The organism is uncultured Marinobacter sp., assembly GCF_963974375.1.
In the GTDB taxonomy this organism is placed as follows: domain Bacteria; phylum Pseudomonadota; class Gammaproteobacteria; order Pseudomonadales; family Oleiphilaceae; genus Marinobacter.
Window position 1 is genome coordinate 1 of sequence record NZ_CAXBDN010000030.1, and the last position, 23,745, is coordinate 23,745.

Annotated in this window: 19 protein-coding genes; 8 read left to right on the forward strand and 11 right to left on the reverse strand. The window is 58.7% G+C overall.

Annotated features, from left to right (window positions below; all coding sequences use genetic code 11):
• From AAC035_RS04290 to miaB, 4 genes are all read right to left on the reverse strand, one after another.
• A partial coding sequence (locus AAC035_RS04290) for a CBS domain-containing protein (RefSeq protein ID WP_339800362.1) occupies positions 1-770 on the reverse strand: 770 nt, incomplete at its 3' end.
• Entirely contained in the window at positions 767-1,243 is a 477-nt protein-coding gene (ybeY, locus tag AAC035_RS04295; protein WP_339800364.1) for an rRNA maturation RNase YbeY, read from the reverse strand. The genes ybeY and AAC035_RS04290, both read right to left, overlap by 4 nt.
• Entirely contained in the window at positions 1,240-2,217 is a 978-nt protein-coding gene (locus tag AAC035_RS04300) for a PhoH family protein (protein WP_339800368.1), read from the reverse strand. Before AAC035_RS04300 ends, ybeY begins: the two co-directional genes overlap by 4 nt.
• Before the next feature lie 427 nt (positions 2,218-2,644).
• A complete protein-coding gene (gene miaB / locus AAC035_RS04305; RefSeq protein ID WP_339800371.1) occupies positions 2,645-3,988 on the reverse strand; it encodes a tRNA (N6-isopentenyl adenosine(37)-C2)-methylthiotransferase MiaB in 1,344 nt (447 codons plus the stop codon).
• Between the two features lie 191 nt (positions 3,989-4,179).
• Between miaB and trmH the strand changes: the two genes are divergently transcribed.
• Positions 4,180-4,887 (forward strand): tRNA (guanosine(18)-2'-O)-methyltransferase TrmH, encoded by a 708-nt coding sequence (trmH, locus tag AAC035_RS04310; RefSeq protein WP_339800373.1) that lies wholly within the window; start codon positions 4,180-4,182, stop codon positions 4,885-4,887.
• Between the two features lie 11 nt (positions 4,888-4,898).
• Here trmH and AAC035_RS04315 read toward each other — a convergent pair whose 3' ends face one another.
• The 4 genes from AAC035_RS04315 to AAC035_RS04330 all read right to left on the reverse strand — a co-directional run bounded on the left by AAC035_RS04315 (position 4,899) and on the right by AAC035_RS04330 (position 9,274).
• On the reverse strand, positions 4,899-5,915 hold the full coding sequence (locus tag AAC035_RS04315; protein WP_339800376.1) for a nucleoid-associated protein: 1,017 nt from the start codon (positions 5,913-5,915) through the stop codon (positions 4,899-4,901).
• A gap of 112 nt (positions 5,916-6,027) precedes the next feature.
• A complete protein-coding gene (cysN, locus tag AAC035_RS04320) occupies positions 6,028-7,677 on the reverse strand; it encodes a sulfate adenylyltransferase subunit CysN (RefSeq protein WP_339800379.1) in 1,650 nt (549 codons plus the stop codon).
• A gap of 1 nt (position 7,678) precedes the next feature.
• Positions 7,679-8,587 carry a sulfate adenylyltransferase subunit CysD gene (cysD, locus tag AAC035_RS04325; protein WP_339800382.1) on the reverse strand — a complete coding sequence of 303 codons (909 nt, stop codon included), beginning with the start codon at positions 8,585-8,587 and terminating at the stop codon, positions 7,679-7,681.
• Positions 8,588-8,803: 216 nt separating this feature from the next.
• Positions 8,804-9,274 carry a PilZ domain-containing protein gene (locus tag AAC035_RS04330; RefSeq protein ID WP_339800385.1) on the reverse strand — a complete coding sequence of 157 codons (471 nt, stop codon included), beginning with the start codon at positions 9,272-9,274 and terminating at the stop codon, positions 8,804-8,806.
• 287 nt (positions 9,275-9,561) lie between these two features.
• On the opposite strand from AAC035_RS04330, the gene rimO reads away from it, so the two are divergent.
• On the forward strand, positions 9,562-10,911 hold the full coding sequence (gene rimO / locus AAC035_RS04335) for a 30S ribosomal protein S12 methylthiotransferase RimO (protein WP_339800386.1): 1,350 nt from the start codon (positions 9,562-9,564) through the stop codon (positions 10,909-10,911).
• Between the two features lie 402 nt (positions 10,912-11,313).
• Here rimO and gatB read toward each other — a convergent pair whose 3' ends face one another.
• Genes gatB through gatC form a run of 3 tightly spaced genes read right to left on the reverse strand, consistent with a single transcriptional unit; the run spans position 11,314 to position 14,561 of the window.
• Complete coding sequence (gatB, locus tag AAC035_RS04340) at positions 11,314-12,765, reverse strand: Asp-tRNA(Asn)/Glu-tRNA(Gln) amidotransferase subunit GatB (RefSeq protein ID WP_339800389.1); 1,452 nt, start codon at positions 12,763-12,765, stop codon at positions 11,314-11,316.
• A 21-nt stretch (positions 12,766-12,786) separates the two neighbouring features.
• On the reverse strand, positions 12,787-14,244 hold the full coding sequence (gatA, locus tag AAC035_RS04345; RefSeq protein WP_339800392.1) for an Asp-tRNA(Asn)/Glu-tRNA(Gln) amidotransferase subunit GatA: 1,458 nt from the start codon (positions 14,242-14,244) through the stop codon (positions 12,787-12,789).
• A 29-nt stretch (positions 14,245-14,273) separates the two neighbouring features.
• On the reverse strand, positions 14,274-14,561 hold the full coding sequence (gene gatC, locus AAC035_RS04350; RefSeq protein WP_339800395.1) for an Asp-tRNA(Asn)/Glu-tRNA(Gln) amidotransferase subunit GatC: 288 nt from the start codon (positions 14,559-14,561) through the stop codon (positions 14,274-14,276).
• 280 nt (positions 14,562-14,841) lie between these two features.
• Between gatC and AAC035_RS04355 the strand changes: the two genes are divergently transcribed.
• The 6 genes from AAC035_RS04355 (at position 14,842) to AAC035_RS04380 (ending at position 23,685) form a co-directional block, all read left to right on the forward strand.
• Positions 14,842-15,885 carry a rod shape-determining protein gene (locus AAC035_RS04355; RefSeq protein ID WP_339800397.1) on the forward strand — a complete coding sequence of 348 codons (1,044 nt, stop codon included), beginning with the start codon at positions 14,842-14,844 and terminating at the stop codon, positions 15,883-15,885.
• Positions 15,886-16,014: 129 nt separating this feature from the next.
• Entirely contained in the window at positions 16,015-16,881 is an 867-nt protein-coding gene (gene mreC, locus AAC035_RS04360; protein ID WP_339800400.1) for a rod shape-determining protein MreC, read from the forward strand.
• On the forward strand, positions 16,881-17,357 hold the full coding sequence (gene mreD, locus AAC035_RS04365) for a rod shape-determining protein MreD (RefSeq protein WP_339800403.1): 477 nt from the start codon (positions 16,881-16,883) through the stop codon (positions 17,355-17,357). Before mreC ends, mreD begins: the two co-directional genes overlap by 1 nt.
• Positions 17,358-17,367: 10 nt before the next feature.
• Positions 17,368-17,961, forward strand: a complete 594-nt coding sequence (locus tag AAC035_RS04370) for a Maf family protein (RefSeq protein WP_339800406.1) — start codon at positions 17,368-17,370, stop codon at positions 17,959-17,961.
• 45 nt (positions 17,962-18,006) lie between these two features.
• Positions 18,007-19,494, forward strand: coding sequence for a ribonuclease G (gene rng / locus AAC035_RS04375; RefSeq protein WP_339800409.1), 1,488 nt, complete (start codon positions 18,007-18,009; stop codon positions 19,492-19,494).
• An 84-nt stretch (positions 19,495-19,578) separates the two neighbouring features.
• Positions 19,579-23,685, forward strand: a complete 4,107-nt coding sequence (locus AAC035_RS04380; protein ID WP_339800412.1) for an AsmA-like C-terminal region-containing protein — start codon at positions 19,579-19,581, stop codon at positions 23,683-23,685.
• Positions 23,686-23,745: the final 60 nt, after the last annotated feature.

The following is a 23,745-nucleotide window of genomic DNA, read 5'->3' on the forward strand; positions in this document are numbered from 1 at the left end:
TTAAAGCTGATGGACTCACCACGACGGGGCAGGTGGCCGAACTCTTTCAGCACTATGCCGCCAATGGTGTCGAACTCCTGCTCGTCCATGCCGGTGCTGAAGAATTCGTTGAAATCTTCCACCGGGGTCATGGCCTTCACCGCCCAGACACCGTCGCTGTGGGGCTTGATGTTGGTTTCCTCGTCAACGTCGTGCTCGTCTTCGATTTCACCGACAATCTGCTCCAGCACGTCTTCGATGGTGATCAGGCCAGCGGTGCCACCGTATTCGTCAACCACCATGGCCATGTGATTGCGGGTTTCCTTGAACTCCTTGAGCAACTGGTTCAGGCGCTTGCTCTCGGGCACAAAGGTGGGGGGCCTCAGGATTTCCCGGATCCGGGTCCAGTTAAGCTCGTTGTTCAGGGCCAGGGGGAGCAGATCTTTCGCCAGCAGAATACCGATGACATCGTCCTGACTGTCACCGATAACGGGAAAGCGGCTGTGGGCGGATTCCATGATGTCGCCGAGAAACAGTTTCGGTTCCTGGGAGGCTTTGACGGTAACCATCTGGGAGCGGGGAATCATGATCTCATCGACGCGCATGTCGATGACCTGCATGGCCCCTTCAATGATGCTCATGGCATCAGCATCTATGATGTTGTGCTCTTCGGCATCGCGGAGGATTCCCAGCACGTCCTCGACGGACTCAGGCTCGCTGGAGAAAGCCTGTGATATACGTTCCAGCCAGGACTTGCCGCCCTGGCCGCGACTCGACTGATCGTCGCTCATGAGTCTGGTTCCGATTCCTCTGTCTGGTAGGGGTCACTGAAGCCAAGAGTGGCCAGCAACCGGGTTTCAAGGGCTTCCATTTCCACCGCTTCGTTGTCTTCAATATGGTCGTAACCCTGAAGATGCAGCATGCCGTGGATAATCATATGGGCCCAGTGAGCCTGTAATGCCTTGCCTTGTTCTGCCGCTTCGCGGGCAACCACCGGCGCACAGATAACAAGATCGCCGGCCAGAGGCATCGTTATACCCGCTGGCGCCTCAAATGGGAAGGACAGTACATTGGTTGGGCTGTCCTTCTGCCGGTACTGATGGTTCAGCTCGCGACTCTCGTCTTCATCCACAAGGCGAAGGGTTACCTCGGACGCGTCTGCCTGCTGCCAGCCAAGTTCGGCCCACAGAGTCAGGCTGGCGTCGTCAGGCAGATCTCTCCTGTCACTTGCGTGCTGTATGTCTACGGTGAGCCAGTGGCTCATACCGGGTCACCATCGCCGAAGTCGTCGTAGGCTTCGACAATACGCTGCACCAGCGGATGACGGACCACGTCGGCGGATTCGAAGCGGGTGAAACCGATTCCGGAAATCTTGCTGAGCACACTGGCCGCATGAATCAAGCCGGAGTTCTGGCCTCTGGGCAGGTCCACCTGGGTGGTATCGCCGGTGATCACGGCGGTTGACCCGAAGCCGATCCGGGTCAGGAACATTTTCATCTGTTCGCGAGTGGTATTCTGGCTTTCGTCGAGAATAATGAACGAATTGTTCAGTGTGCGACCCCGCATGAAGGCCAGTGGCGCAATTTCGATCACGCTTTTCTCGATCATCCGGGTGACCTGCTCAAACCCCAGCATCTCATAGAGGGCGTCGTAGAGTGGCCGCAGGTAGGGGTCCACCTTCTGGGCCAGGTCACCGGGCAGAAAGCCCAGCTTCTCGCCGGCCTCGACCGCTGGCCGTACCAGCAGGATACGTTTCACCTGCTCGTCTTTCAGGGCCTCAACGGCGCAGGCCACCGCGAGCCAGGTCTTGCCGGTCCCGGCGGGGCCGATACCGAAGTTGATGTCGTGGCTGCGGATGCTATGGACGTACTTTTGCTGGTTCTTGCCTCTTGGCCTGGCCTGAACCTTGGGTGTTTTGATGACGATGCTGGTGCCGTCAAAGTCGTCCACGTCCGGCAGTCGCTCGAAACCGGATTCGCGGATGAACAGGTGCACGGTTTCCGGGTTGATGTCGGTGGTGGATTCGGTTTCCCGGTATAGATGCCGGACCACTTCGGTGGCGGCGGTGGCCCGCTCGGGCTCGCCTTCGATACGGAAGTGGTGGCCACGGCGACCAATGCGCACGTTCATGCGGCGTTCAATGTGTTTGAGGTGTTCATCGAACTGTCCACACAGGGTGGCCAGTCGGCTCTGGTCTGCCGGGTGCAGGTCAAATTGTCGGGCGTCAGTGGTTTTCAATCGTTCCCCTGGTTGAGCTTTGTGGCATTTAAGCCTGATTCAGGACTGAAAGGTCCGGTGCCTGAGGCGAAGGTCGGTAAATTTTTCCCAGACACGCCCGCGAGTACGTCCATGTAGGGCTCGGCTGTTGCCATCCCTGGCAACAGACGGTCTGGTAAAAACTTCCCGACCTTCACCTCGTCAGCAATGTGTTTGTCGCTTTAAAACAAAAGATGGTGACAAACAGTAATTCCTTCAAGGAATAGCTTACGTTTTTCTACACAGCTAACTCAATTGTCCAAGAGAGGGAGGTGGGGATCGTTTTCCGAAACCCTGAAGCGCCATGGATGGCGCGACCGGAGCCCTACAGGGACGTACTTGCGGGCGTGTTTCGGAAAATGATACCGACCTCACTCGTCTCGGGAGTGTGTCTTGACGGCACCGACCGTCAAAGCAGTTCCGATCCTACAGGCACACCACGCAAAGAATTAGGCAATGCCTCCCTGATCTCCACATCCACAAAATGCCCGACAACCTCAGGATTATCATGCCGGAAGTTTACAATTCTGTTGTTTTCGGTGCGGCCAGCAAATTCACCGGGGTCTTTCTTGGACAGACCGGTCACCAGGATCCGCTGGGTAGTACCCACCATCTTGCGGCTGATATCCATGGCGTACTGATTGATGCGCTGCTGCAAGATGGACAGACGCTGCTTTTTCACATCCATCGGCGTGTCGTCCGGTAAATCCGATGCCGGCGTGCCGGGGCGGGCGCTGTAGACGAAACTGAAGGACACATCGAAGCCGATATCATTCACCAGCTTCATGGTGTCTTCAAAGTCCTTTTCCGTTTCTCCCGGAAAACCGATGATAAAGTCCGAGGAAAAGCTGATATCCGGACGAATCTTCCGTAAACGGCGTAACTTGGATTTGTATTCAAGCACCGTGTGGCCACGCTTCATGGCAGCCAGAATCCGATCCGAGCCGCTCTGGACCGGCAGGTGCAGATGGCTGACCAGCTCCGGTACCGTTTCATACACCTCAATCAGCGAATCCGAAAACTCCACCGGGTGGGAAGTGGTGTAGCGAATCCGGTCGATGCCATCGATGGTGGCGATCAGGGTGATCAGTTCCGCCAGGTCCATGGTGTCGCCGTCGTGGGTGTCACCGCGGTAGGCGTTCACGTTCTGGCCCAGCAGGTTGACCTCCCGCACACCCTGGCTTGCCAGGTGCGCGACTTCCGCAATCACATCATCCGCCGGACGGCTGACTTCCTCGCCACGGGTGTAAGGCACCACGCAGAAGGTGCAGTACTTGCTGCAGCCTTCCATGATGGAAACAAAGGCAGAAGGCCCGTCGGCACCGGGTTCCGGCAGGTTGTCGAACTTCTCGATTTCCGGGAAGCTGACATCCACCACACCAACGCCGCCTTTCATTCTGACTTCTGTGATCATGTCGGGCAGGCGGTGCAGGGTTTGCGGGCCGAAGACCATATCGACGAACGGAGCACGATCAATGATTGCCTGGCCTTCCTGGCTGGCCACGCAGCCGCCCACGCCGATGATCAGATCCGGCTTGCTGGCCTTCAGGCTTTTCCAGCGACCGAGCTGGTGAAAGACCTTTTCCTGGGCCTTTTCCCGGATCGAACAGGTATTCAGCAGCAGTATGTCGGCATCTTCCGGGGTATCCGTCATGACTACCTGTTCGCCGGAGCGCAGCAGGTCCGCCATGCGGGATGAATCATACTCGTTCATCTGGCAGCCGTGGGTTTTGATGTACAGCTTCTTGGCCATGGTTCTCACGTATTCTGGTGAATGTTGCGCCGGGTGGTGTTGGATCCGGGCGCAGGTACAAACGAACTGGGCATTATAACGGGGTGATCATTCTGCAACCACCATTGTTGCCGGTCGTTGCTATTTCGCTGTGGTAATATTGCGTCTTTATCAGGCCTTTTACCCGAAATTACGAGTGAACTCTGATTGTTATGACTCCCGAACGCCTTGCCAGGATCAAGCAGACCCTGAACACCCGCCAACCGGACCTGAGTGTTCTCACTGACCAGGTGCACAAACCCCGTAATCTCTCGGCCATTCTTCGCTCCTGCGACGCCTTTGGCCTCGCCAATATGCACGCGGTCTGGCCCAAAGAGGGGTTTCGTGCTTTCCGCAAGACCGCAGGCGGCAGCTACAGCTGGGTGACGACCCACACCCACCGGTCCATGGATGATGCCATAGAGGCATTGAAAGGGCAGGGTCACAAGCTGTACGCCGCACAGTTGTCAGACCGGGCCGTGGACTACCGTGAAATCGACTATACCGTGCCCTGTACCATCATCATGGGTAACGAAGTGGAAGGTGTCAGCGCGAACGCGGCGGAGCAGGCCGACGAGCACATCGTGATTCCGATGATGGGCATGGTGGAATCCCTCAACGTCTCCGCCGCCTGCGCCATCATCCTTTCAGAAGCCCAGCGCCAGCGTAAGGAAGCGGGACTGTTCGACGTGCGCAGGCTGCCGGATGACGAATACCTGCGGCTGCTGTTCTGCTGGTGCCAGCCCGTGGTCAAACGCTACTGTGACGACCGCCGCTTGCCCTATCCACCTATCGACCCGGAAACCGGCGAACTGGTGGACGGTGTGGGCTGGATGAACGGTGTTCGCAAGCAGCGGCATCCCGAGTTGATGGGGGATTAGCTCGCAGGCTCTCAGCTCTCGCGATCTTCCAGATACCGTTGCAGCTGCTCCCGCAGCGCCTTGGGCAGGCGGGTGATGGTGAGTGCGTCCTTGTCCCGGTCGTAGTAGATGGCCTGGTTCACCAGGTCGGAGGAGAAGGACACGCTCATACCGCCGCCGGAGCCGGCAATGCGCACCAGCTTTTTCACCTTGCGGTGATCCGGGTGCAATACGCCGCTTGCCGGTATTTCCGCAGTTTGGGAGGCAAATTCCCGGAAGCGCTCGGGCTGGCTTTCATCCAGATAGCCGGAGAGAGCTTCGATGGCTACCGGCTCGCCCAGGGCGTGTTGCTCCTTGCAGAATTCGTAGGCTCTGGCCCGCACCTTGCCGGCTTCCTCCGGCTCCGAGGTTTTGGCGAAGGCTTCCACGGCGTCCATGAAGGTCAGGGTTTCCTTCTCCACATCCACCTGATTGGTGAAACCGCAGAGTTTGATGAACAGGTCACCGCCTTCACCGGTGCCACGGGAATGCACCAGGGTCAGATAATTATCGCCGGGATTGTCGCTGCGCCAGTCATCCAGCTCGATGCGAACGGCCAGGTTGAGACGCGACAGGCTGAGAATGTCGGTAGCGTCCAGCATCTGTTTGGCGTCAAAGCGCATGGCGCTGTCGTTTTCCATCATCAGCAGGTACACCACTTCCGAGTCGGCCAGGGCTTCATGGACCAGCATCAGATGGCCCTCGATTTCTTCCTGGGCGCTGTTCAGCAGTTCCTGCCACTGGCCGAAAACCCGGTCGCTGAAGGAGGCGAACGACTGTTTGTCGTCCAGGTAATCTTTCAGCCAGCTGCTGAAGGGGGTTTCACCGATATCGTCGGAGAAACGGCCGTATTTTTTCCCGGGTTTCGCATTGAACAGGCGCTTCATCTGCTTGTGAAGGGCCTCGTAATCACCGCCTGGTTCGCTCAGTGTCTCACCGGGGCGAATGCGGGCTGGCTGGCCGGGCTGGTACTGACTGGCGAAAAGGGTACGAAGGTGTTTGATGGCCATTGCGGAAATCCTGGTCGGGAAAACGGAAAAGCCCCGAAGAGGTTGTCTTCAGGGCCAGCGGATTGTGCCACGGACTCATCTTGCCATCCATGGCTGTTGACGCTCAGGCAGCTTACCGGGACCGCAGATCCTGCAGCAGTGTGCTGACCGCAGCAGGAATATCGTCCGGGCTGTCGGATGTGGCCGAAACCGAGGCGACGTCCGATCCGAGATTGACGGCAATGGCAATCAGGCCGTGGGCGCTGACCAGTTGCGCTGTGCGGCGGCGGTCATCGGGACTGCCTGAGTTGTCTTCACTGAGCACGACAGATGTCTTGCCCTGATCAAACAGGGCCCGCTCTACTGCCAGAGCCAGAGCTGGCGCCTGTTTGCCGTTACAGGCAATGATGCAGGGGTTCTGGGCGAGACGACGTGCCCGCTCTTCGGCAGTGACCGGATCCAGTGATTCCAGACCGCCAACGGTACCGGCGATCATGCCCGCACCAATGGTCACGTTGGTGAGGCGGTCGATCACAATGAAACTGCCCGTGGCATGATTCCGTGGGTAGGCATCAAAGGCCACCGGCTGGCTCAGGGTCAGCTCGCACAAACCGATCTCGTTCAGCTGCAGGGCCGCCGGATTGGGGTTCTGTTCCAGGGTGTTGACGTCGGTCTGGTGATGAATCCGCTTTACCGTGCCTGAGGTAAAGGTGGGGCCCAGCTTGATATCGTACAGACGCCCGGTTTCCAGAGGCGTGTCGGTCATCCACACCAGGTTGGCGGTAAAACGGTTGCCCACTTCAGGCTCGTCTTCCGCTTTCACCAGCATGTCACCACGGCTGATGTCGATTTCGTCGGTCAGGGTAATGGTGACCGCCTGATCGATGTAGGCCTCTGCCAGATTGCCGTCGAAGGTGACAATCTCCTTGACGGTGCTGGTGCGCCGTGAAGGCAGGGCCATGACCTTGTCGCCCGGACTGACGGTGCCTGAGGCAATGGTGCCGCAGAATCCGCGGAAATTGAGGTTGGGACGATTCACGTACTGAACCGGAAAGCGGAAGTGCTCCAGGTTCTTGTCACGACCCACTTCCACGGTTTCGAGGATTTCCATCAGCGGCTGGCCGGTAAACCAGGGGGTGTGCTCGCTGCGGTTGACCACGTTGTCGCCTTCCAGGGCAGAAATCGGCACAAAACGGATATCATTCAGACCCAGGCGGGTGGCAAACGCCAGATACTCTTCCTTGATCTCGTTGAAGCGATCCTCACTGAAGCCCACCAGATCCATCTTGTTGATGGCGACCACGATGTGGCGGATGCCCAGCAACGAGGCAATAAAGGAGTGCCGGCGGGTCTGGGTCAGCACGCCGTGGCGGGCATCGATCATCAGGATCGCCACCTGCGCGGTGGATGCGCCCGTAGCCATGTTGCGGGTGTATTGTTCGTGGCCCGGGGTATCCGCGATGATGAACTTGCGCTTGTCGGTGGAAAAATAGCGGTAAGCCACATCAATGGTGATGCCCTGTTCCCGCTCCGCCTGCAGGCCATCCACCAGCAGCGCCAGATCCAGTTTTTCGCCGGTAGTGCCCATTTTGGCACTGTCGGTTTTCAGGCTGGCCATGTGATCTTCATAGATCATCTTGGTGTCATGGAGCAGGCGACCGATGAGGGTGCTCTTGCCGTCATCCACACTGCCGCAGGTCAGCAGGCGCAGCAGTTGCTTGTTTTCATGTTGCTTCAGGTAGGCCTGAATGTCTTCCGCGATCAGATCAGACTGGTGTGACATCTTAGAAGTACCCTTCCCGCTTTTTCTGTTCCATGGAGCCCGCTGAGTCGTGGTCGATAACCCGGCCCTGGCGTTCGGAGCTGGTGGCCAGCAGCATTTCCTGAATGATTTCAGGCAGCGTGTCTGCCTCGGATTCAATGGCACCGGTCAGCGGGTAGCAGCCCAGGGTGCGGAAACGAATGGATTTCATCATGGGCTTCTCGCCCTCTTTCAGAGGCATACGCTCATCATCCACCATGATCAGCGTACCGTCCCGCTCCACCACGGGCCTTACCGCAGAGTAGTACAGGGGCACGATCTCGATGTTTTCAAGGTAGATGTACTGCCAGATATCCAGCTCGGTCCAGTTGGACAGGGGAAACACCCGGATGCTCTCGCCCTTGTTGATCTTGCCGTTGTAGATATTCCACAGCTCTGGCCGCTGGTTCTTGGGATCCCAGCGATGGTATTCGTCGCGGAAGGAGTACACCCGCTCCTTGGCCCGGGATTTTTCTTCATCCCGGCGGGCGCCGCCGAAGGCCGCATCAAACTTGTACTTGTCCAGGGCCTGCTTGAGGGCCTGGGTCTTCATCACGTCGGTATGTTTGGCGCTGCCGTGGGTGAATGGGCCAATGCCCTGTTTTACGCCGTCCTGATTGGTATGAACGATCAGGTCGAGACCATACTCCTTGATCTTGCGGTCGCGGAAATCGATCATGTCCCGGAATTTCCAGGTGGTGTCCACATGCATCAGCGGAAATGGCAGTTTGCCCGGATAGAAAGCTTTACGGGCCAGGTGCAGCATGACCGCAGAATCCTTGCCGATAGAATAGAGCATGACCGGATTGTCGAATTCAGCGGCAACTTCCCGGATTATATGGATGCTTTCAGCTTCCAGCTGTTTGAGATGGGTCAGGTTGTACGAGGTCATAAGTCTGATCACCGGGCACAAGGGCCATATCGAAGTATAAAACGAAGGAGCGATACTATAGCAGGGATGAATGCTTATAAGAAAGGCGACACTTAGAGCTTGGGGCTATAACAATATGCGGCGACGGCTACTGAATTCAGTGATGAGTTCGAGAGGATTGGCGGACCAATTGTGTACACCTACGTGCCTTCTGAAGACCCCGGAACGGCCGGGCAATCACTTCGCTGTCGGCTGCTCCGGTGCGCGGTCCGCCAGAAGGCGATGGACGTACTGATCAACGTAGTCGAAACCGCGTCCCTGAAAATCCACGAATCGAATCCCCAGCTGGAATTCATTGCGGGAAACGCGCCTCAGGTGGGCGAGGTGGCAGGTGGCCGAGACCAAGACAGATTGTTTGCTGATCACGGGAACTTCAAACCGGGCAGAGACATCAATCCAGTCCCCGGGAGCCGGCGGCCGCCGTGATGGAACCAGCCGGTCAATAGTCTCGGCGTCGCAACTGACCATCATCCCGGAGCGGGACAGATTCGTCATCAGGCATTCAATCGGGGACTGACCGGGGCGATGGACCTGAACAGAAAGGGAGGCGTCAACGCGCTGCTGGTCCCGCAGGCACGGTGCACTGGAGCGAGGCTTCACCCTCACCGGTGTGACGTTTCCGGAGTCAACGTTCAATGGCTTTCCCATGACTATCCTTCTGACCGTAACCGAGGCAGTTTGCTTAAAATGACGTTACCGGATTAAAGAACGGCTATAACCTGGCAGATTATATGCAATGTGCATGATTGTAACTGGTCGATAAGTGAGCAGCAAGATTCGTGTAGTGATCCATGTCATGTTTTTGTCTTTGTTATCAGCGGTATTGCCCTGTGGGCGCCATTTTCACATGCGTCAGGGTGTGTCTGGTGCTGTGATGTGGCATGCGCGGTGATGTAGAATGAGCGCCATTTCATTCAACGGTTAGTGGCTTTCCAATGACAGACAAGACCCCCGTCGCCGGCAACGGCAAAGTCGGATTCATCAGCCTCGGCTGCCCCAAGGCGCTGGTGGACTCCGAGCGTATCCTTACCCAGTTGCGGCTGGACGGCTACGACGTCGTGCCCACCTACAACGACGCCGATATTGTGGTGGTCAATACCTGTGGTTTCATCGATGCCGCCAAACAGGAATCACTGGACGCTATCGGTGAGGCTATCAGCGAGAATGGCAAGGTCATCGTCACCGGTTGCATGGGGGTAGAGGCCGACAAGATCCGCGAAACCCACCCCGGCGTGCTGGCAGTGTCCGGTCCCCATGCCTACGAAGAAGTAGTGGGTGCGGTTCATCAGTTCGTGCCACCCACCCGGAAACACGACCCGTTCACGGATCTGGTGCCACCTCAGGGCATCAAACTGACGCCCAGACATTACGCCTACCTCAAGATTTCAGAAGGCTGCAACCATCGCTGCACGTTCTGCATCATCCCTTCCATGCGCGGTGATCTGGTGAGTCGCCCGATTGGCGACGTCATGGACGAAGCGCAACGGCTGGTGGATGCGGGGGTCAAAGAATTGCTGGTGATTTCCCAGGATACCTCGGCCTATGGTGTCGACACCAAGTACCGCACCGGCTTCTGGCAGGGCAGGCCCCTGAAAACCAAAATGCAGTCCCTGTGCGAGGCCCTGGGAGAAATGGGCGTCTGGGTCCGTCTGCATTACGTTTACCCCTACCCCCATGTGGACGACATTATCCCGTTGATGGCGGAAGGCAAGATCCTGCCGTATCTGGACATCCCTTTTCAGCACGCCAGCCCCAAGGTGCTGAAAGCCATGAAACGGCCGGCCCACGACAGCAAAACCCTGGACCGCATCCGCAAGTGGCGGGAAATCTGCCCCGAGCTGACTATCCGTTCTACCTTTATTGTCGGCTTTCCCGGGGAAACCGAAGAAGACTTCCAGTACCTGCTGGACTGGCTGGATGAAGCTCAGCTGGACCGGGTGGGTGCATTCACCTACAGCCCGGTTGAAGGCGCAAAAGCCAATGAGCTGGAAGGAGCGGTACCGGAGGAGGTCAAGGACGAACGTCTGGCCCGGTTCATGGCCAAACAGGCCGAGATTTCAGCCGCCCGCCTGCAGGCAAAGATCGGTACCACCATTGATGTGCTGATTGATGAAGTGGACGAGGAAGGGGCCATTGGCCGCTCCAAAGCAGATGCGCCCGAAATTGATGGCATGGTGTATCTCAACGACGAGACCGGATTGGAGCCTGGGCAGATTGTGCGGGTTTTGATTGAGCATGCTGATGAGCATGACTTGTGGGGTGTACTGGCTGATTCTGTGTCTTGATTTTGGCTTGGGTATAAAGCCCGGGCCTGAGGCTTGGGAGTAGGGCCGCGGGTCGGGTGGCTTTTCTCCGCCGCAATTCACGGCCCATCCCTGGGCCGGCCTTGCTCCGCGCCATCCATGGCGCTGCTGCGAAAAGCCCCCCGACCCACAGCCCACAGACACCAACACACGTCTGCCGGGTCTTGCGGCCCCAAAAAGCCTATTTATTTTTTCTGTTCGTCTGTTCGTTGGAGTTATCCGATCTGTTCGATCGGGACCGGGGTGGTGCCCCTTTTGTAGCAGCGCCAGGGATGGCGCGGAGCAAGGCCGGTCCAGGGATGGACCGTGAATTGCGGCGGAGAAAAGGGGCACCACCCCGGTCCCAGCCCCTAAGCTTGGCCCCGGAGCGGTCAGTCGCTTGAATCAACCGCCCAATTTTTTCTGCAAAATATCATTAAACAACTTGGGGTTACCCTGACCCTTGGAAGCCTTCATCAGCGGCCCCATAAAGCCGCCCAGCATCTTCTTGCGCTTCTTCGGGTCCTGCTCGTCCTGATACTGCGCCACCTGGTCCGGCATGGCGGCCAGAACCTCGCCCACCATCTTCTCCAGTTCGCCGGTGTCGGAAACCTGTTTCAGGCCCTTGGCATCAATGATCGCATCCACATTGTCGCCTTCACCGGTCCACAAGGCATCGAACACCTTCTTGGCGCCAGCGGAGGACAGCGTGTTATCTGCGATCCGGGTCACCAGATGACCCAGCTGTTCAGGGGACACCGGAGACTGGGCAACGGCTTTGTCTTCAGCGTTCAGACGGGCAGAGAACTCCCCCTGAATCCAGTTGGCCGCCAGTTTCGCGTCCTTACCGTACTCGACCGTGCTCTCGAAAAACGCCGCAAGCCTGGCGTCGCCCGACAGCAGGGCGGCGTCGTAATTGTTGAGGCCGTACTGATCAATAAAGCGGGCCTTACGAGCGTCGGGCAGCTCCGGCAGGCGGCTGCGGGCGTCCTCGATAAACGAGTCGTCGATTTCCACCGGCAGCAGATCCGGGCAGGGGAAATAACGGTAATCGTTGGCTTCTTCCTTGCTGCGCATGGAGCGGGACTCGTCCCGGTCGCCATCATAGAGACGGGTTTCCTGCACAATCACGCCGCCGTCTTCCAGAATGTCCATCTGCCGCTCAACTTCATGGGCAATGGCCTGTTCCATAAAGCGGAACGAGTTCAGGTTCTTGGTCTCGGTGCGGGTGCCCAGGGTTTCGGCGCCTTTGGGCTTGAGCGAAATGTTGACGTCAAAACGCATGGAGCCCTGGGACATGTCTCCGTCACAGATGCCCAGCGAGGTCACCAGGCTGTGCATCTTCTTGGCGAAGGCTACGGCCTCCTCGGCACTGGTCATGTCCGGCTCGGTCACCACCTCGATCAGCGGCGTGCCGGCCCGGTTCAGGTCGATGCCGGTCATGCCATGAAAGTCCTCATGCAAGGACTTGCCGGCGTCTTCTTCCAGATGGGCGTGGTGAATACGCACGCGCTTGGTATCACCACTGGCCAGCTCAATGTCCAGGAAGCCCGGGCCGACAATCGGTTGTGCCAGCTGAGTGGTCTGGTAACCCTTGGGCAAATCCGGATAGAAGTAGTTCTTGCGCTCAAACATGGAACGCCGGCCTATTTCGGCGTTCACTGCCAGGCCGAACATCACCGCATAGCGAAAGGCCTGCTCGTTGGGTACCGGCAGTGTGCCAGGCATGGCCAGATCAACCGCGTTGGCCTGGGTGTTGGGCTCGGCGCCGTAAGCGGTGCTGGAGCCTGAAAAAATCTTGGTGCGGGTGGCGAGCTGAACGTGTATTTCCAGCCCGATCACAATGTCCCATTGCATAAACATTCTCCTTTCTCGGGCTTATTGTGGTTCACGCTGGTGCCAGTCGGTCACCTGCTGGAACTGATGGGCGGCGTTCAGCAGCCGGGCTTCAGAGAAATAGTCACCGATGATCTGCAGGCCCACGGGCAGGCCGTTCACAAATCCGGCGGGCACAGACATGGCCGGAATGCCAGCCAGGTTAATAGCGATGGTGAACACGTCTTCCAGATACATGGACACAGGGTCGGTATTTTTCTCACCCTGAATAAAGGCCGGTGAGGGTGACACCGGGCTCATCAGTACGTCCACTTCCTTGAAAGCATTCACAAAGTCCTGTTGGATCAGGCGGCGCACCTTCTGGGCTTTCAGGTAATAGGCGTCGAAGTAGCCGGCTGAGAGAGCGTAGGTGCCCACCAGAATCCGCCGCTTCACTTCATTGCCGAAACCCTCGGCCCGGGTGCGGGTGTACAGGTCCGTCAGATCTTGGGGGTCTTCGCAGCGGTAGCCGTAGCGAACACCGTCAAAACGGGACAGGTTGGCGGAGGCTTCCGCCGGCGCGATCACGTAGTAGGCGGCAATGGCAAGGTTGGCGTTGGGCAGGGAAACATCCTTTACCGTGGCGCCGAGCTTCTCGTAGTCGCGAATTGCGTTGCGAACCTGTTCTTCCATGGCCGGGCTCAGCTGGTCAGAGAAGTATTCTTTGGGCAAGCCGATTCTCAGGCCTTTCAGCGGCTCGTTCAGAGTCGCGGTGTAATCCGGTACTTCCCGGTCAATGCTGGTGGAGTCCCTGGGATCAAAACCCGCCATGACGTTCAGCATCAATGCGGCATCTTCCGCGGTGCGGGTCATCGCACCGCCCTGGTCAAGGCTGGAGGCAAAAGCGATCATGCCGTAGCGGGACACCCGGCCGTAGGTGGGCTTGAGGCCGGTAATGCCGCACAGGGCCGCCGGCTGGCGGATGGAGCCGCCGGTATCGGTGCCAGTGGCTGCCGGAATCAGGCGCGCGGCCACAGCCGCTGCGGAGCCACCGGAGGAGCCACCCGGAACCCGCTTGTCACCCTTGTCCAATCCCCAGGGATTGGTCACGGCACCAAAAAAACTGGATTCGTTGGATGAGCCCATGGCGAACTCGTCCATATTGGTCTTGCCGAGACAGACGGCGCCGGCCTTGCGGAAATTCTCCGTGACCGTGGCATCGTAAGGCGGTACAAAATTTTCCAGCATCTTCGAACCACAGGTGGTCCGTACGCCATTGGTGCAGAATATATCCTTGTGGGCAAACGGAACGCCGGTCCAGGGGGTGGCGTTACCCGCCGCCCGTTGCTCGTCTGCCGCTTTGGCATCGGCCAGGGCACCGGTTTCGGTCACCGTGATAAAACTGTTGTATTTGCCGTCCTGCTGCCGGATGCGGTCGAGAAACTGCTGGGTCAGTTCAACGCTGGATATCTTGCCGCTCTCCAGTTCCCGGGAGAGTTCTGCTACGGATTTGGTATGCATGATGATTCCTGGTGTTGCAGATCGTCAGATCATTCAATGACGCGGGGAACAAGGTAAAGCCCGTTCTCGGTGGCCGGGGCAATGGCCTGAAAGGCCTCCCGCTGATTGGTCTCGGTAACCTCGTCAGCCCGCAGCCGCTGAACGGCGTCCAGCGGGTGAGCCATGGGCTCAACCGCGCTGGTGTCTGCGGCACTCAGCTGATCCACCAGATTCAGGATGTTGCCAAGGTCATTTTCCAGCGCTGCGACCTGTTCGTCGTCGACGCGAATTCTCGCCAGTACAGCAACCTTTTCGATGTCCATGCGGGAAATAGTCACGCATTGCCCCCCCGGGTGTGTGGAATGTCATTAGCAGCCGCCAGGTTCCTGTTACCGAAGTGTCGCAGCTGTTTACGCCCGCTGATCGGCGATGATCACGACCGGGCGCCGGTAAATCGTGTATGGTAACAGATTAACGATGTTGCGCGAGCGTCCGGTGGCATTGTCAGAGCCCCTTGATGCCGGTCCGGCTGACCCGCCTGCCTTGCCTGCGGAGGTGCTCACTGCTAAAGTTGCGGCATCATTTCCCGACTGCATTTCTCAGGTTGAAATAACGCGAATGTTCATCAAAAGAATCCGAGGTCTTTTTTCCAGCGATCTGTCGATTGATCTTGGCACCGCTAACACGCTTATTTATGTCCGTGAGCGGGGTATTGTGCTGAATGAGCCTTCGGTGGTGGCCATCCGCACTAACGGCGCCCAGAAGATGGTGGCAGCTGTTGGCGCCGAAGCGAAGCGTATGCTGGGGCGTACTCCTGGCAACATTACCGCGATCAGGCCGATGAAAGATGGCGTGATCGCCGACTTCGTGGTCACCGAAAAAATGCTTCAGCATTTTATTCACAAGGTCCATGAAAACAGCTTCATTACCCCGAGCCCCAGGGTGCTTGTTTGTGTGCCCAGCAAGTCCACTCAGGTGGAGCGCAAGGCCATCCGTGAGTCTGCCATGGGTGCCGGTGCCAGAGAAGTCTTCCTGATTGAGGAGCCCATGGCGGCAGCCATTGGTGCCGGTTTGCCGGTGGAAGAAGCCAGCGGCTCAATGATTGTCGACATTGGCGGTGGTACTACCGAGATTGCGATTATCTCCCTGAACGGTATTGTCTACGCCGAATCAGTGCGGGTTGGCGGTGACAAGTTCGATGAAGCGATTGTCACCTACGTGCGTCGCCATTACGGCAGCCTGATCGGTGATTCCACCGCCGAACGCATCAAGCATGAAATCGGCTGCGCCTATGAAGGCCTGGATATCCGCGAGATAGACGTTCGCGGTCGCAATCTGGCAGAGGGGGTTCCCAGAGCCTTCACCCTGAACAGCGAAGAGATTCTGGATGCCCTGCAGGAAAACCTGGCGCAAATCGTTCAGACCGTGAAAAGCGCGCTGGAGCAATCGCCGCCCGAGCTGGCGTCGGATATTGCTGAAAGGGGTATTGTGCTGACCGGCGGCGGTGCCTTGCTGAGAGGTCTCGACAAGCTGATCAGTGAGGAAACCGGGTTGCCGGTTATCATCGCTGAAGATCCCCTGACATGCGTCGCCCGTGGCGGCGGCAAGGCACTGGAAGTCATCGACCGGGGTGGCATTGGTATGTACTCCCAGGAGTTCTGATCATGGCATCGGGTTGCGACCTGACGCCCTCCGCTCTACCGATGCCGCCGCTGGTGGGTAACCACAGCGGCGGTTGTCGTATCAGGCGGGAGGCTTTTCGCTATTAAGACCCTTTTCGTACCTGGTCCGATGCCGGGCTTTCGCCTGCTGTCTGTCTTTGTGCTGTCGGTTGTGCTGGTGGTTACTGATGCCCGTTTTGAACAACTGACAGAAGTCCGTCGCTCTGTGTCCACAGGACTGGCGCCGGTATTCTGGCTGGGCAACGCACCGGACCGTTTCAGTGGCTGGCTCGGCGATGTCTTTACGCCGAGGGATGACCTGCTGCGGGAAAACGAGACGCTGCAGGCGCGGGTAATGATTCTTGAGCGGCGCGCACTGAAATACGCAGCGCTGGCGGCCGAGAACAGCCGGCTGCGGGAGCTCATGAACGCCTCGGGCAGTCTGGATGACCGCGTTGTCGTGGCCGAAGTAGTGGGCGTTTCACCGGATCCATTTTCCCATGAAGTCATCATCAACAAGGGTTCCCGGGACGGCGTCCGGGCAGGGCAAGCCATTCTCGATGCCAAGGGTTTGATGGGCCAGGTGCTCTACACCTCCGCCTTCACCTCCCGGGTCCTTCTTATTTCCGACAGCAGTCATGCGGTGCCTGTGGAAGTGAATCGCAACGGGCTGCGGGCCATTCTGCTGGGCAACGGTGATATTGATCGCCTGGAGCTGGTCCATGTTCCCGACACCGCTGATATCCGGGAAGGTGACGTGCTGGTCAGTTCCGGGCTTGGCGGTCGATTTCCAAAAGGCTACCCGGTGGCAGAAGTTGCGCTGATACGGAAGGATCCGGGGGAGCCCTTCGTGACGATCGAAGCCACGCCCATGGCCCATCTGAACCGAAGCAAGCTGATTCTGGTGGTGTTTCAGGAGGTCGGAAACAATGAATCCGGGCTTTATGACGACCAGCAGGACCCGGAAGAACCTGTTCCGGAAGAGGGCGCTAACTGATGTTGTCAGTGATCAGCTATCCGGTCTTCGGTTTCAGTATTGTGCTGGCCCTGGTTCTGAGTATTTCATTGTTTCCGGCAGGCTGGTACGAATTCCGGCCGGAATGGCTGGGGTTGATGGTCTTTTACTGGACCTTCCGGGCACCGGCACAATTTGGCGTTCTGACGGCCTGGGTACTGGGGCTGCTGCTGGATGTTCTCGAGGCCACGCCACTGGGCGTGAATGCCTTTGCCATGGCCGTAATCGCTTTTCTGGTGCTGACCATCCATCAACGCCTGCGGATGTTCCCCATTCCCCAGCAATGCCTGATTGTTTTCCTGCTGCTGGGCATTAATCAGATGCTGGTGCATTTTGTCAAGCAGATGCTTGGTGGCCATGGTGATGGCTTTGAATATCTCTGGCCGGCGCTGACCGGAGCGTTGATCTGGCCGGTGGTGTGCGTACTGCTGGATCGGGTCAACCGGAAACTGGGGTAACGGGCGTGCGATGAAGAAAACTCTGATTCTGGCATCGGCCTCACCACGCAGGGCCGGTTTGCTGTCCCAGATGGGCCTGACTTTCGAATGTTTGCCGGTGGATATCGACGAAACACCGGGCACCGGAGAGCCGGCGGCGGATTACGTGATCCGTCTGGCGAAAGCAAAGGCGGCTGCAGGTTACCGCAGGGCAGCCCGGCCGGGTGTACTGGTGCTTGGCTCGGACACCTCGGTGGTGCTGGATGGCGAGATTCTCGGTAAACCGGCAACGGTAGACGAAGCCAGACAGACGCTGCAACGGCTGTCTGGCCGAAGTCACCAGGTGATGACGGCCGTAGCGCTGGCAACGGCGGACGGTGTGACCAGCGAACTGAGTATTACCGATGTTACCTTCCGGGCGCTGGGCAGCTCAGAAATTGACGCCTATTGCCGTACCGGCGAGCCTATGGATAAAGCCGGCAGCTACGGCATTCAGGGGCGCGGTGGCATTTTCGTCACCGCAATCCGGGGCAATTACAGCGCAGTGGTCGGACTGCCGCTGGATATAACGGCCTGCATGCTGGCTGCAGCCGGGCTGGAGGTCTGGGCGGATTGGCCGTCCTGATGCACTGACCGGGAATACCGCCGCAACCTGCCAATGGAGAAAGGCATGAGTGAAGAAATTCTGATCAACGTCACGCCAGTGGAAACCCGTGTGGCTCTTGTGGAAAACGGAATGCTTCAGGAAGCCTATGTGGAGCGTGCCAGCCGCAAAGGCATTGTCGGCAATATTTTCAAAGGCAAGGTGGTGCGGGTACTGCCGGGTATGGAAGCGGCGTTTGTGGACATCGGTCTGGAACGGGCAGCGTTCATTCACGCTTCCGATGTCATGCCCCAGGACGGTGAGTCCCGCAATAACGACGGCAACGAGGGCGGCCGTTCCGTGCCTGATATCCGCACCCTGCTCAGAGAAGGCCAGTCTCTGGTGGTTCAGGTCACCAAGGACCCTATAGGAACCAAGGGAGCACGGCTGACCACCCAGCTCTCGATCCCGTCCCGCTATCTGGTCTTTATGCCCGGCGTAAGCCATGTGGGTATTTCCCAGCGCATCGAAGATGAAGAGGAGCGGGCCCGGCTCAAGACCCTTATCGAGCAGGCCATCGCCGGCCAGGAGGAGTGCCTGGGTGGCTTCATTATCCGCACCGCCGCCGAGGGGGTGGCGGAGGCAGACCTGCTGGCAGACATGGAATACCTGCAGCGCCTCAACCAATCCATTTCTGAGCGTCTCCGGCAGGCCGGAGCACCGTCGATCGTCTATCAGGATCTGCCGCTGTTTATCCGTACCATTCGTGATCTGATCCGGCCTCAGACTGAAAAGGTCCGCATTGACTCCCGCGAAAGCTATCAGCGGGTGATGGAGTTTGTGGATGAGTTTGTCACGGAATTCAATGACAAGGTGGAGTATTACCCCGGTGAACGGCCGATTTTCGACCTTTACAGCGTCGAGGATGAAATTCAGCGGGCGCTCAGTCGCAAGGTGCAGCTGAAGTCTGGCGGTTATGTGATCATTGACCAGACCGAAGCCATGACCACCATTGACATCAATACCGGTGCGTTTGTGGGGCACCGTAATCTGGAAGAGACCATTTTCAAGACCAACCTGGAGGCGGCGCGGGCCATTGGCCGCCAGCTGCGGTTGCGCAATCTCGGTGGCATTATCATCATCGACTTCATTGATATGGATGACCCCGAGCACCAGCGTCAGGTTCACCGTATGCTGGAAAAAATGCTGGAACGGGATCACGCCAAAACCAAGATCACCGGTGTGTCCGAACTTGGCCTGGTGGAAATGACCCGCAAGCGCACCACCGAAAGCCTCGGCCAGATTCTTTGTGAGCCTTGTCCGGTCTGCGATGGCCGGGGCTTCCTGAAAACACCCGAAACCGTATGCTATGAGGTCTTCCGGGAAATATTGCGGATTAACCGGGCCTATGAGGCCGAAAGCTACCTGGTCATGGCTTCACAGAAGGTGATCGACCGCCTGCTGGATGAAGAAGCAGACAACGTTGCAGACCTTGAAAGCTTTATCGGCAAATCGATTCGTTTCCAGGTCGAACCTTTCTACAGTCAGGAACAATATGACGTGGTGTTACTCTGAAACAGTGTTGTTCTGAACGGCCTGCGATCTGGCCGGCACCGCTGATCTCTGCGGCCGGCCGGTGTTGGCAGATGGGACGTAAACATGTGCCCTGAACGAGCTTCCTCTCCCTCCGCAGGAAGCGGTGCCAATGATTCCACTGCGGTTGTTATCGCCCGCAAACTGACCGCCTGTGTCGGCTGGTTACTGCTGATCCTGCTGATTCTGGTGGCTGTGGCTGCGGCCATGGCGCGCCATCTGGCTGAGACCGTCGACGAGTATCGCCCGGCTGTAGAGGCAGTTCTGGCTGAGCGTACCGGACAGGATGTCTCCATAGGCCGGCTCAGAGCGAACTGGCAGGGTCCATCGTTAACCATTGAAGCCACCCGGGTGACCCTGGGGGGTGTTGGCATGGCGGCTGGCGAGCAGCGTCGGGCTGAGCCCATTCGTCTGGGTCAGCTTCGCTTCCGTCTGGACGGGTTGAAATCCCTGTTGCGGCTGGGTCTGGTGTTTGACCGGATTGAAGCCGACAGCCTGGATATGATTCTGACCCGCAATCAGCAGGACCGCCTCCAGCTGGCTGCCTGGCGAGACCGGGATGACGGTGACCACCCGGAAATACCGGAGCTACCGGAAGTACTTGAGGAAAGCTGGATCCCGGAGCACTGGAAAGATCCGGACTTCTGGCTCGATCAGTTAGCCCGCAGAGTGTCTGATCCGCAGTTCCGTGTAACCCGCATAACCCTCGGTGTAGAAAGTCCGGATCAGGACACGGTCTACATCGATGTTCCGCAGCTGGACCTGGTCATCGAAGATGGCGTGGTGGCCGCCTCCGGCCGGGCCATGCGCTCCGGTACCACGGAACAGCTGGCCACCATCACCCTGGTTGGTTCGCATCTTTTTGATGGCGAGTTCACTGGCAGGCTTCACGCCAATCTGCGGCCGGGGCGGGTGCTGAATGCCTTCACCCGGGAAATGCGCTGGCGCCATCTGGATATCGTGTCCGGTGAAGCAGAGGCGGAAGCCTGGCTGAACTTCGAGGCAGGGTATCTGATATCACTGAACGCCGGGCTGCAGATACCGCGGCTGGAGGTGACAAGTCATGGAACCGGCCTGCCATCCCTGGAGGATTTTTCTGCGGCGGTTGGCTGGCAACGCAATCCCGCCCCATCTCAGGGCAGAGGCCAGGGGCTGTTTGCGGGAGGCCAGTGGCACGTACAGGATCTGCAATGGCGCTGGCGTGACCAGAGGGTGGAGGGCATTGACCTTAAGGTGCAAAAAGTATTCGCCGGCAAGGACACCGGTTATGAGATAACCGCCGCCAGTGTTCCACTTACCGGGTTGTCTGCATTGATCCGGGAGCTGGATATCCTTCCGGGCGCCGCGCAGCGCGCGCTGGAGCGCTACCAGCCCGGCGGAACACTGGCCTGGGCCCGGTTGCGGATGCCCGGATCGGGTGACAGCCCGTTCGAGCTGAGTGCAAGTATGGACAATGTGTCGGTGGTGGCCCACGGCGGCGCCCCCGGGGGCAGCAACATCGACGGGTTTCTGTGGCTTGATAGCCGCGGGGGCTGGGTTGAGGTGGACAGTCACGACGCGACCCTGGGCTTTCCCGAACTGTTTACCGGCGCCTGGGCGGCGGATTCTCTTGCTGGCCGGGTCAGCTGGCGCCTTGAACCCGGCATTATCCGGGTATTCGGGCGTAACCTGAGTGTCCGCTACCAGCAAGACACCCGCTTGACCGGCGCCTTTGATCTGAAGCTGGATTTTGATGGTGATGACAGTCTGGGGCTGGCGATTGGGCTGGAGAACGGCCGTGCCGACATGCTCGCAGACTTTGTGCCGGCAAGGGTCGTGAGTGAGGGGCTGTACCAGTGGTTAACCACCGCGATTACAGGAGGTGTCATCGAGCAGGGGCAGTTTTTCGCCCATGGCCAGATCGGTCGTGATTTACCCCCCGGCAGTTTCAGCACCTCCATGCGTTTTCGCTTCCGCGATGGCGAGATTACTTACGATCCGCGCTGGCCAGAGGTGACCGGTGCGGTTGGCGAAGTGGTTATCAACAATGGCCGTACCGATGTCCGGCTGGAGCAGGCGCTTACCGGTGGTCTGGCTCTGGAGCCAGGCCGGGTCCAGGTGCTCGAAGATGCGGGAGCTGCGCTGGTGCAGGTGGATACCGCGGCGAAAGTGACCGGTGAGCAGGTCGCCTTCTGGCTCGCCAACACCCCCTTGGGAGAGATGGCCGGTGCGGCGGCGGACACCATTGAGCTGGCAGGAGATTTCAATGTTGAGCTGGGTCTCGGTATTCCCCTGGATCCGGATCGCGACTTCAGCGTAAGCGGCCGGCTGCAGACCAGTAATGGTGAGATTCGTTACCCACCGGCGGGCCTGGTTTGGTTCGATGTGCAGGGTGACGTAGCCTACAGCAATGGCGGAGGCGACCAGAATGGTTTGCAGGCCGGTAATATTTCTGCCCGCTTTCTGGGCCATCCGGTGGCCGTGACGCTGGGGCTCAACGGTGACCAGCGTCAGCTCCGTATACAGCAGGAGGGACGCGCCGACGTTGCGGCCATCCTTGGTCAGTTTTTACCTGAGCGCGCGGGCAATGCTGACCCCGGTATCGACGGTTTCCTGCCCTACAGGGCAAACCTTGTTATTGCGCCGGATGCCGGCACCTCACTCCGTATCCGGGCTGAGACCGGCGAACTTATCTCGGCCTGGCCGGAACCGCTGGGCCTCGGAGCGGGCACGTCCCGCGCTGGCATCGACCAGCCACCGCTGGAATTCGGGCTGCGCTGGGCCGACAACAACCAGTTGTATCTCAATGGCCAGTGGGGCGACCGGGCCAGTGTCTACATGGGCTGGCAGCACGGGGAAATCTTCGGCGCCGATGTTCACCTGGGCGACGTCGGCACCGGGGCACAATCGGATGCCGGGCCACTGGCACCCGGGGTCCGGCTGAAAGGACGTTTTAGCCGTCTGGAGCCCGCCCGCTGGCAAGCCATGGCCGGTGAGCTGTTTCCCGGGCAGCCTGGCAGCGGCAGTAGCGAGAACGGACTGCTGTATTCGGCGTCAGTGCCCTGGCTGCAGCGGCTGGATATCCATGCGGACAATCTGGTGTTTGGCACTATGGCTTTTCCGGAGGTTAGCCTGTCGGTAACCCCTGAGGCCGGGGGCTGGTTGATTGCTACGTCATCGGAGCGGGCCACTGGCCGGCTCAGGTTGCCGGCCGGTGGGAAACTGGCCTGGCTGGATCTGGAACGTCTGCAGCTGGCCCGTGGTGATTCACCCGACGGCGATTCGTCAGGGGGCGACGATAATAGCGGTACCATTCTCACGCCAACCCAGCAACTGGAGGCATTCCGGCAGCTGGCCACTGATGACTGGCCGCAACTGGATGTGCGAATCGAATCCCTCTGGCTGGGTGAGCAGCAGGCCGGCGCCTGGTCGTTTGTGATGAATCCGGAGGCAGACCAGGTCGTCGTGCGGGATATTCAGGGGCGTTTGGGAAGTCTGGCGCTGGACGGTCAGCTGAGCTGGGGCATCCGCACCGGTGAAGCCCGGACCGCGTTGTCGGCAAATATTGAGGGGGGCGAGCTTGCCGAGCTTTCCGCACTGATCGGCGATGACATACCCCTGACCAATCGCGCCACGGTCATAGGGCTTGAGCTGGACTGGACCGGCCGCCCTGACCAGTTGGCGCCGGATCAGCTCAATGGCGATCTGGTAGTCCGGCTTGATGACGGTGTCATTCTGGAAGGTAACAACACCGCGCAGCTGTTCCGGCTTTTCAACCTGCTCAATACCGACACCCTGCAGCGACGCCTCAGGTTCGACTTTTCCGATCTTTACGAGGCGGGTGTGGCCTTTGATGCCATTTCCGGTACGGCCAGCCTGACCAATGGCGTACTGGAGTGGACGCCGGAGCTGCAGCTGGCAGGTCCTTCCGGAGCGTTTCGTCTGACCGGATCCACCAGTCTGGTGGACGAATCGCTGGATATGCGCCTGGTGGTGATCCTGCCGCTGACCCAGAACCTTCCCCTGGCCGCTATTCTGATCGGGGCCTCGCCACCCATAGGCGGTGCCCTGTTTGTTCTCGACAAGCTGTTGGGCGAGCCTCTGAGCCGGCTCACCAGTGCCACTTACAGTGTTTCCGGGAGCTGGGATGATCCGGATGTGCGGTTGCGCAATATTTTCGATACCGGGGAGTGAATCCGGGTTGTAGCCTCAGGACACTGATGTGCCAAAAGAAACGCTTTATGACCGGATTTC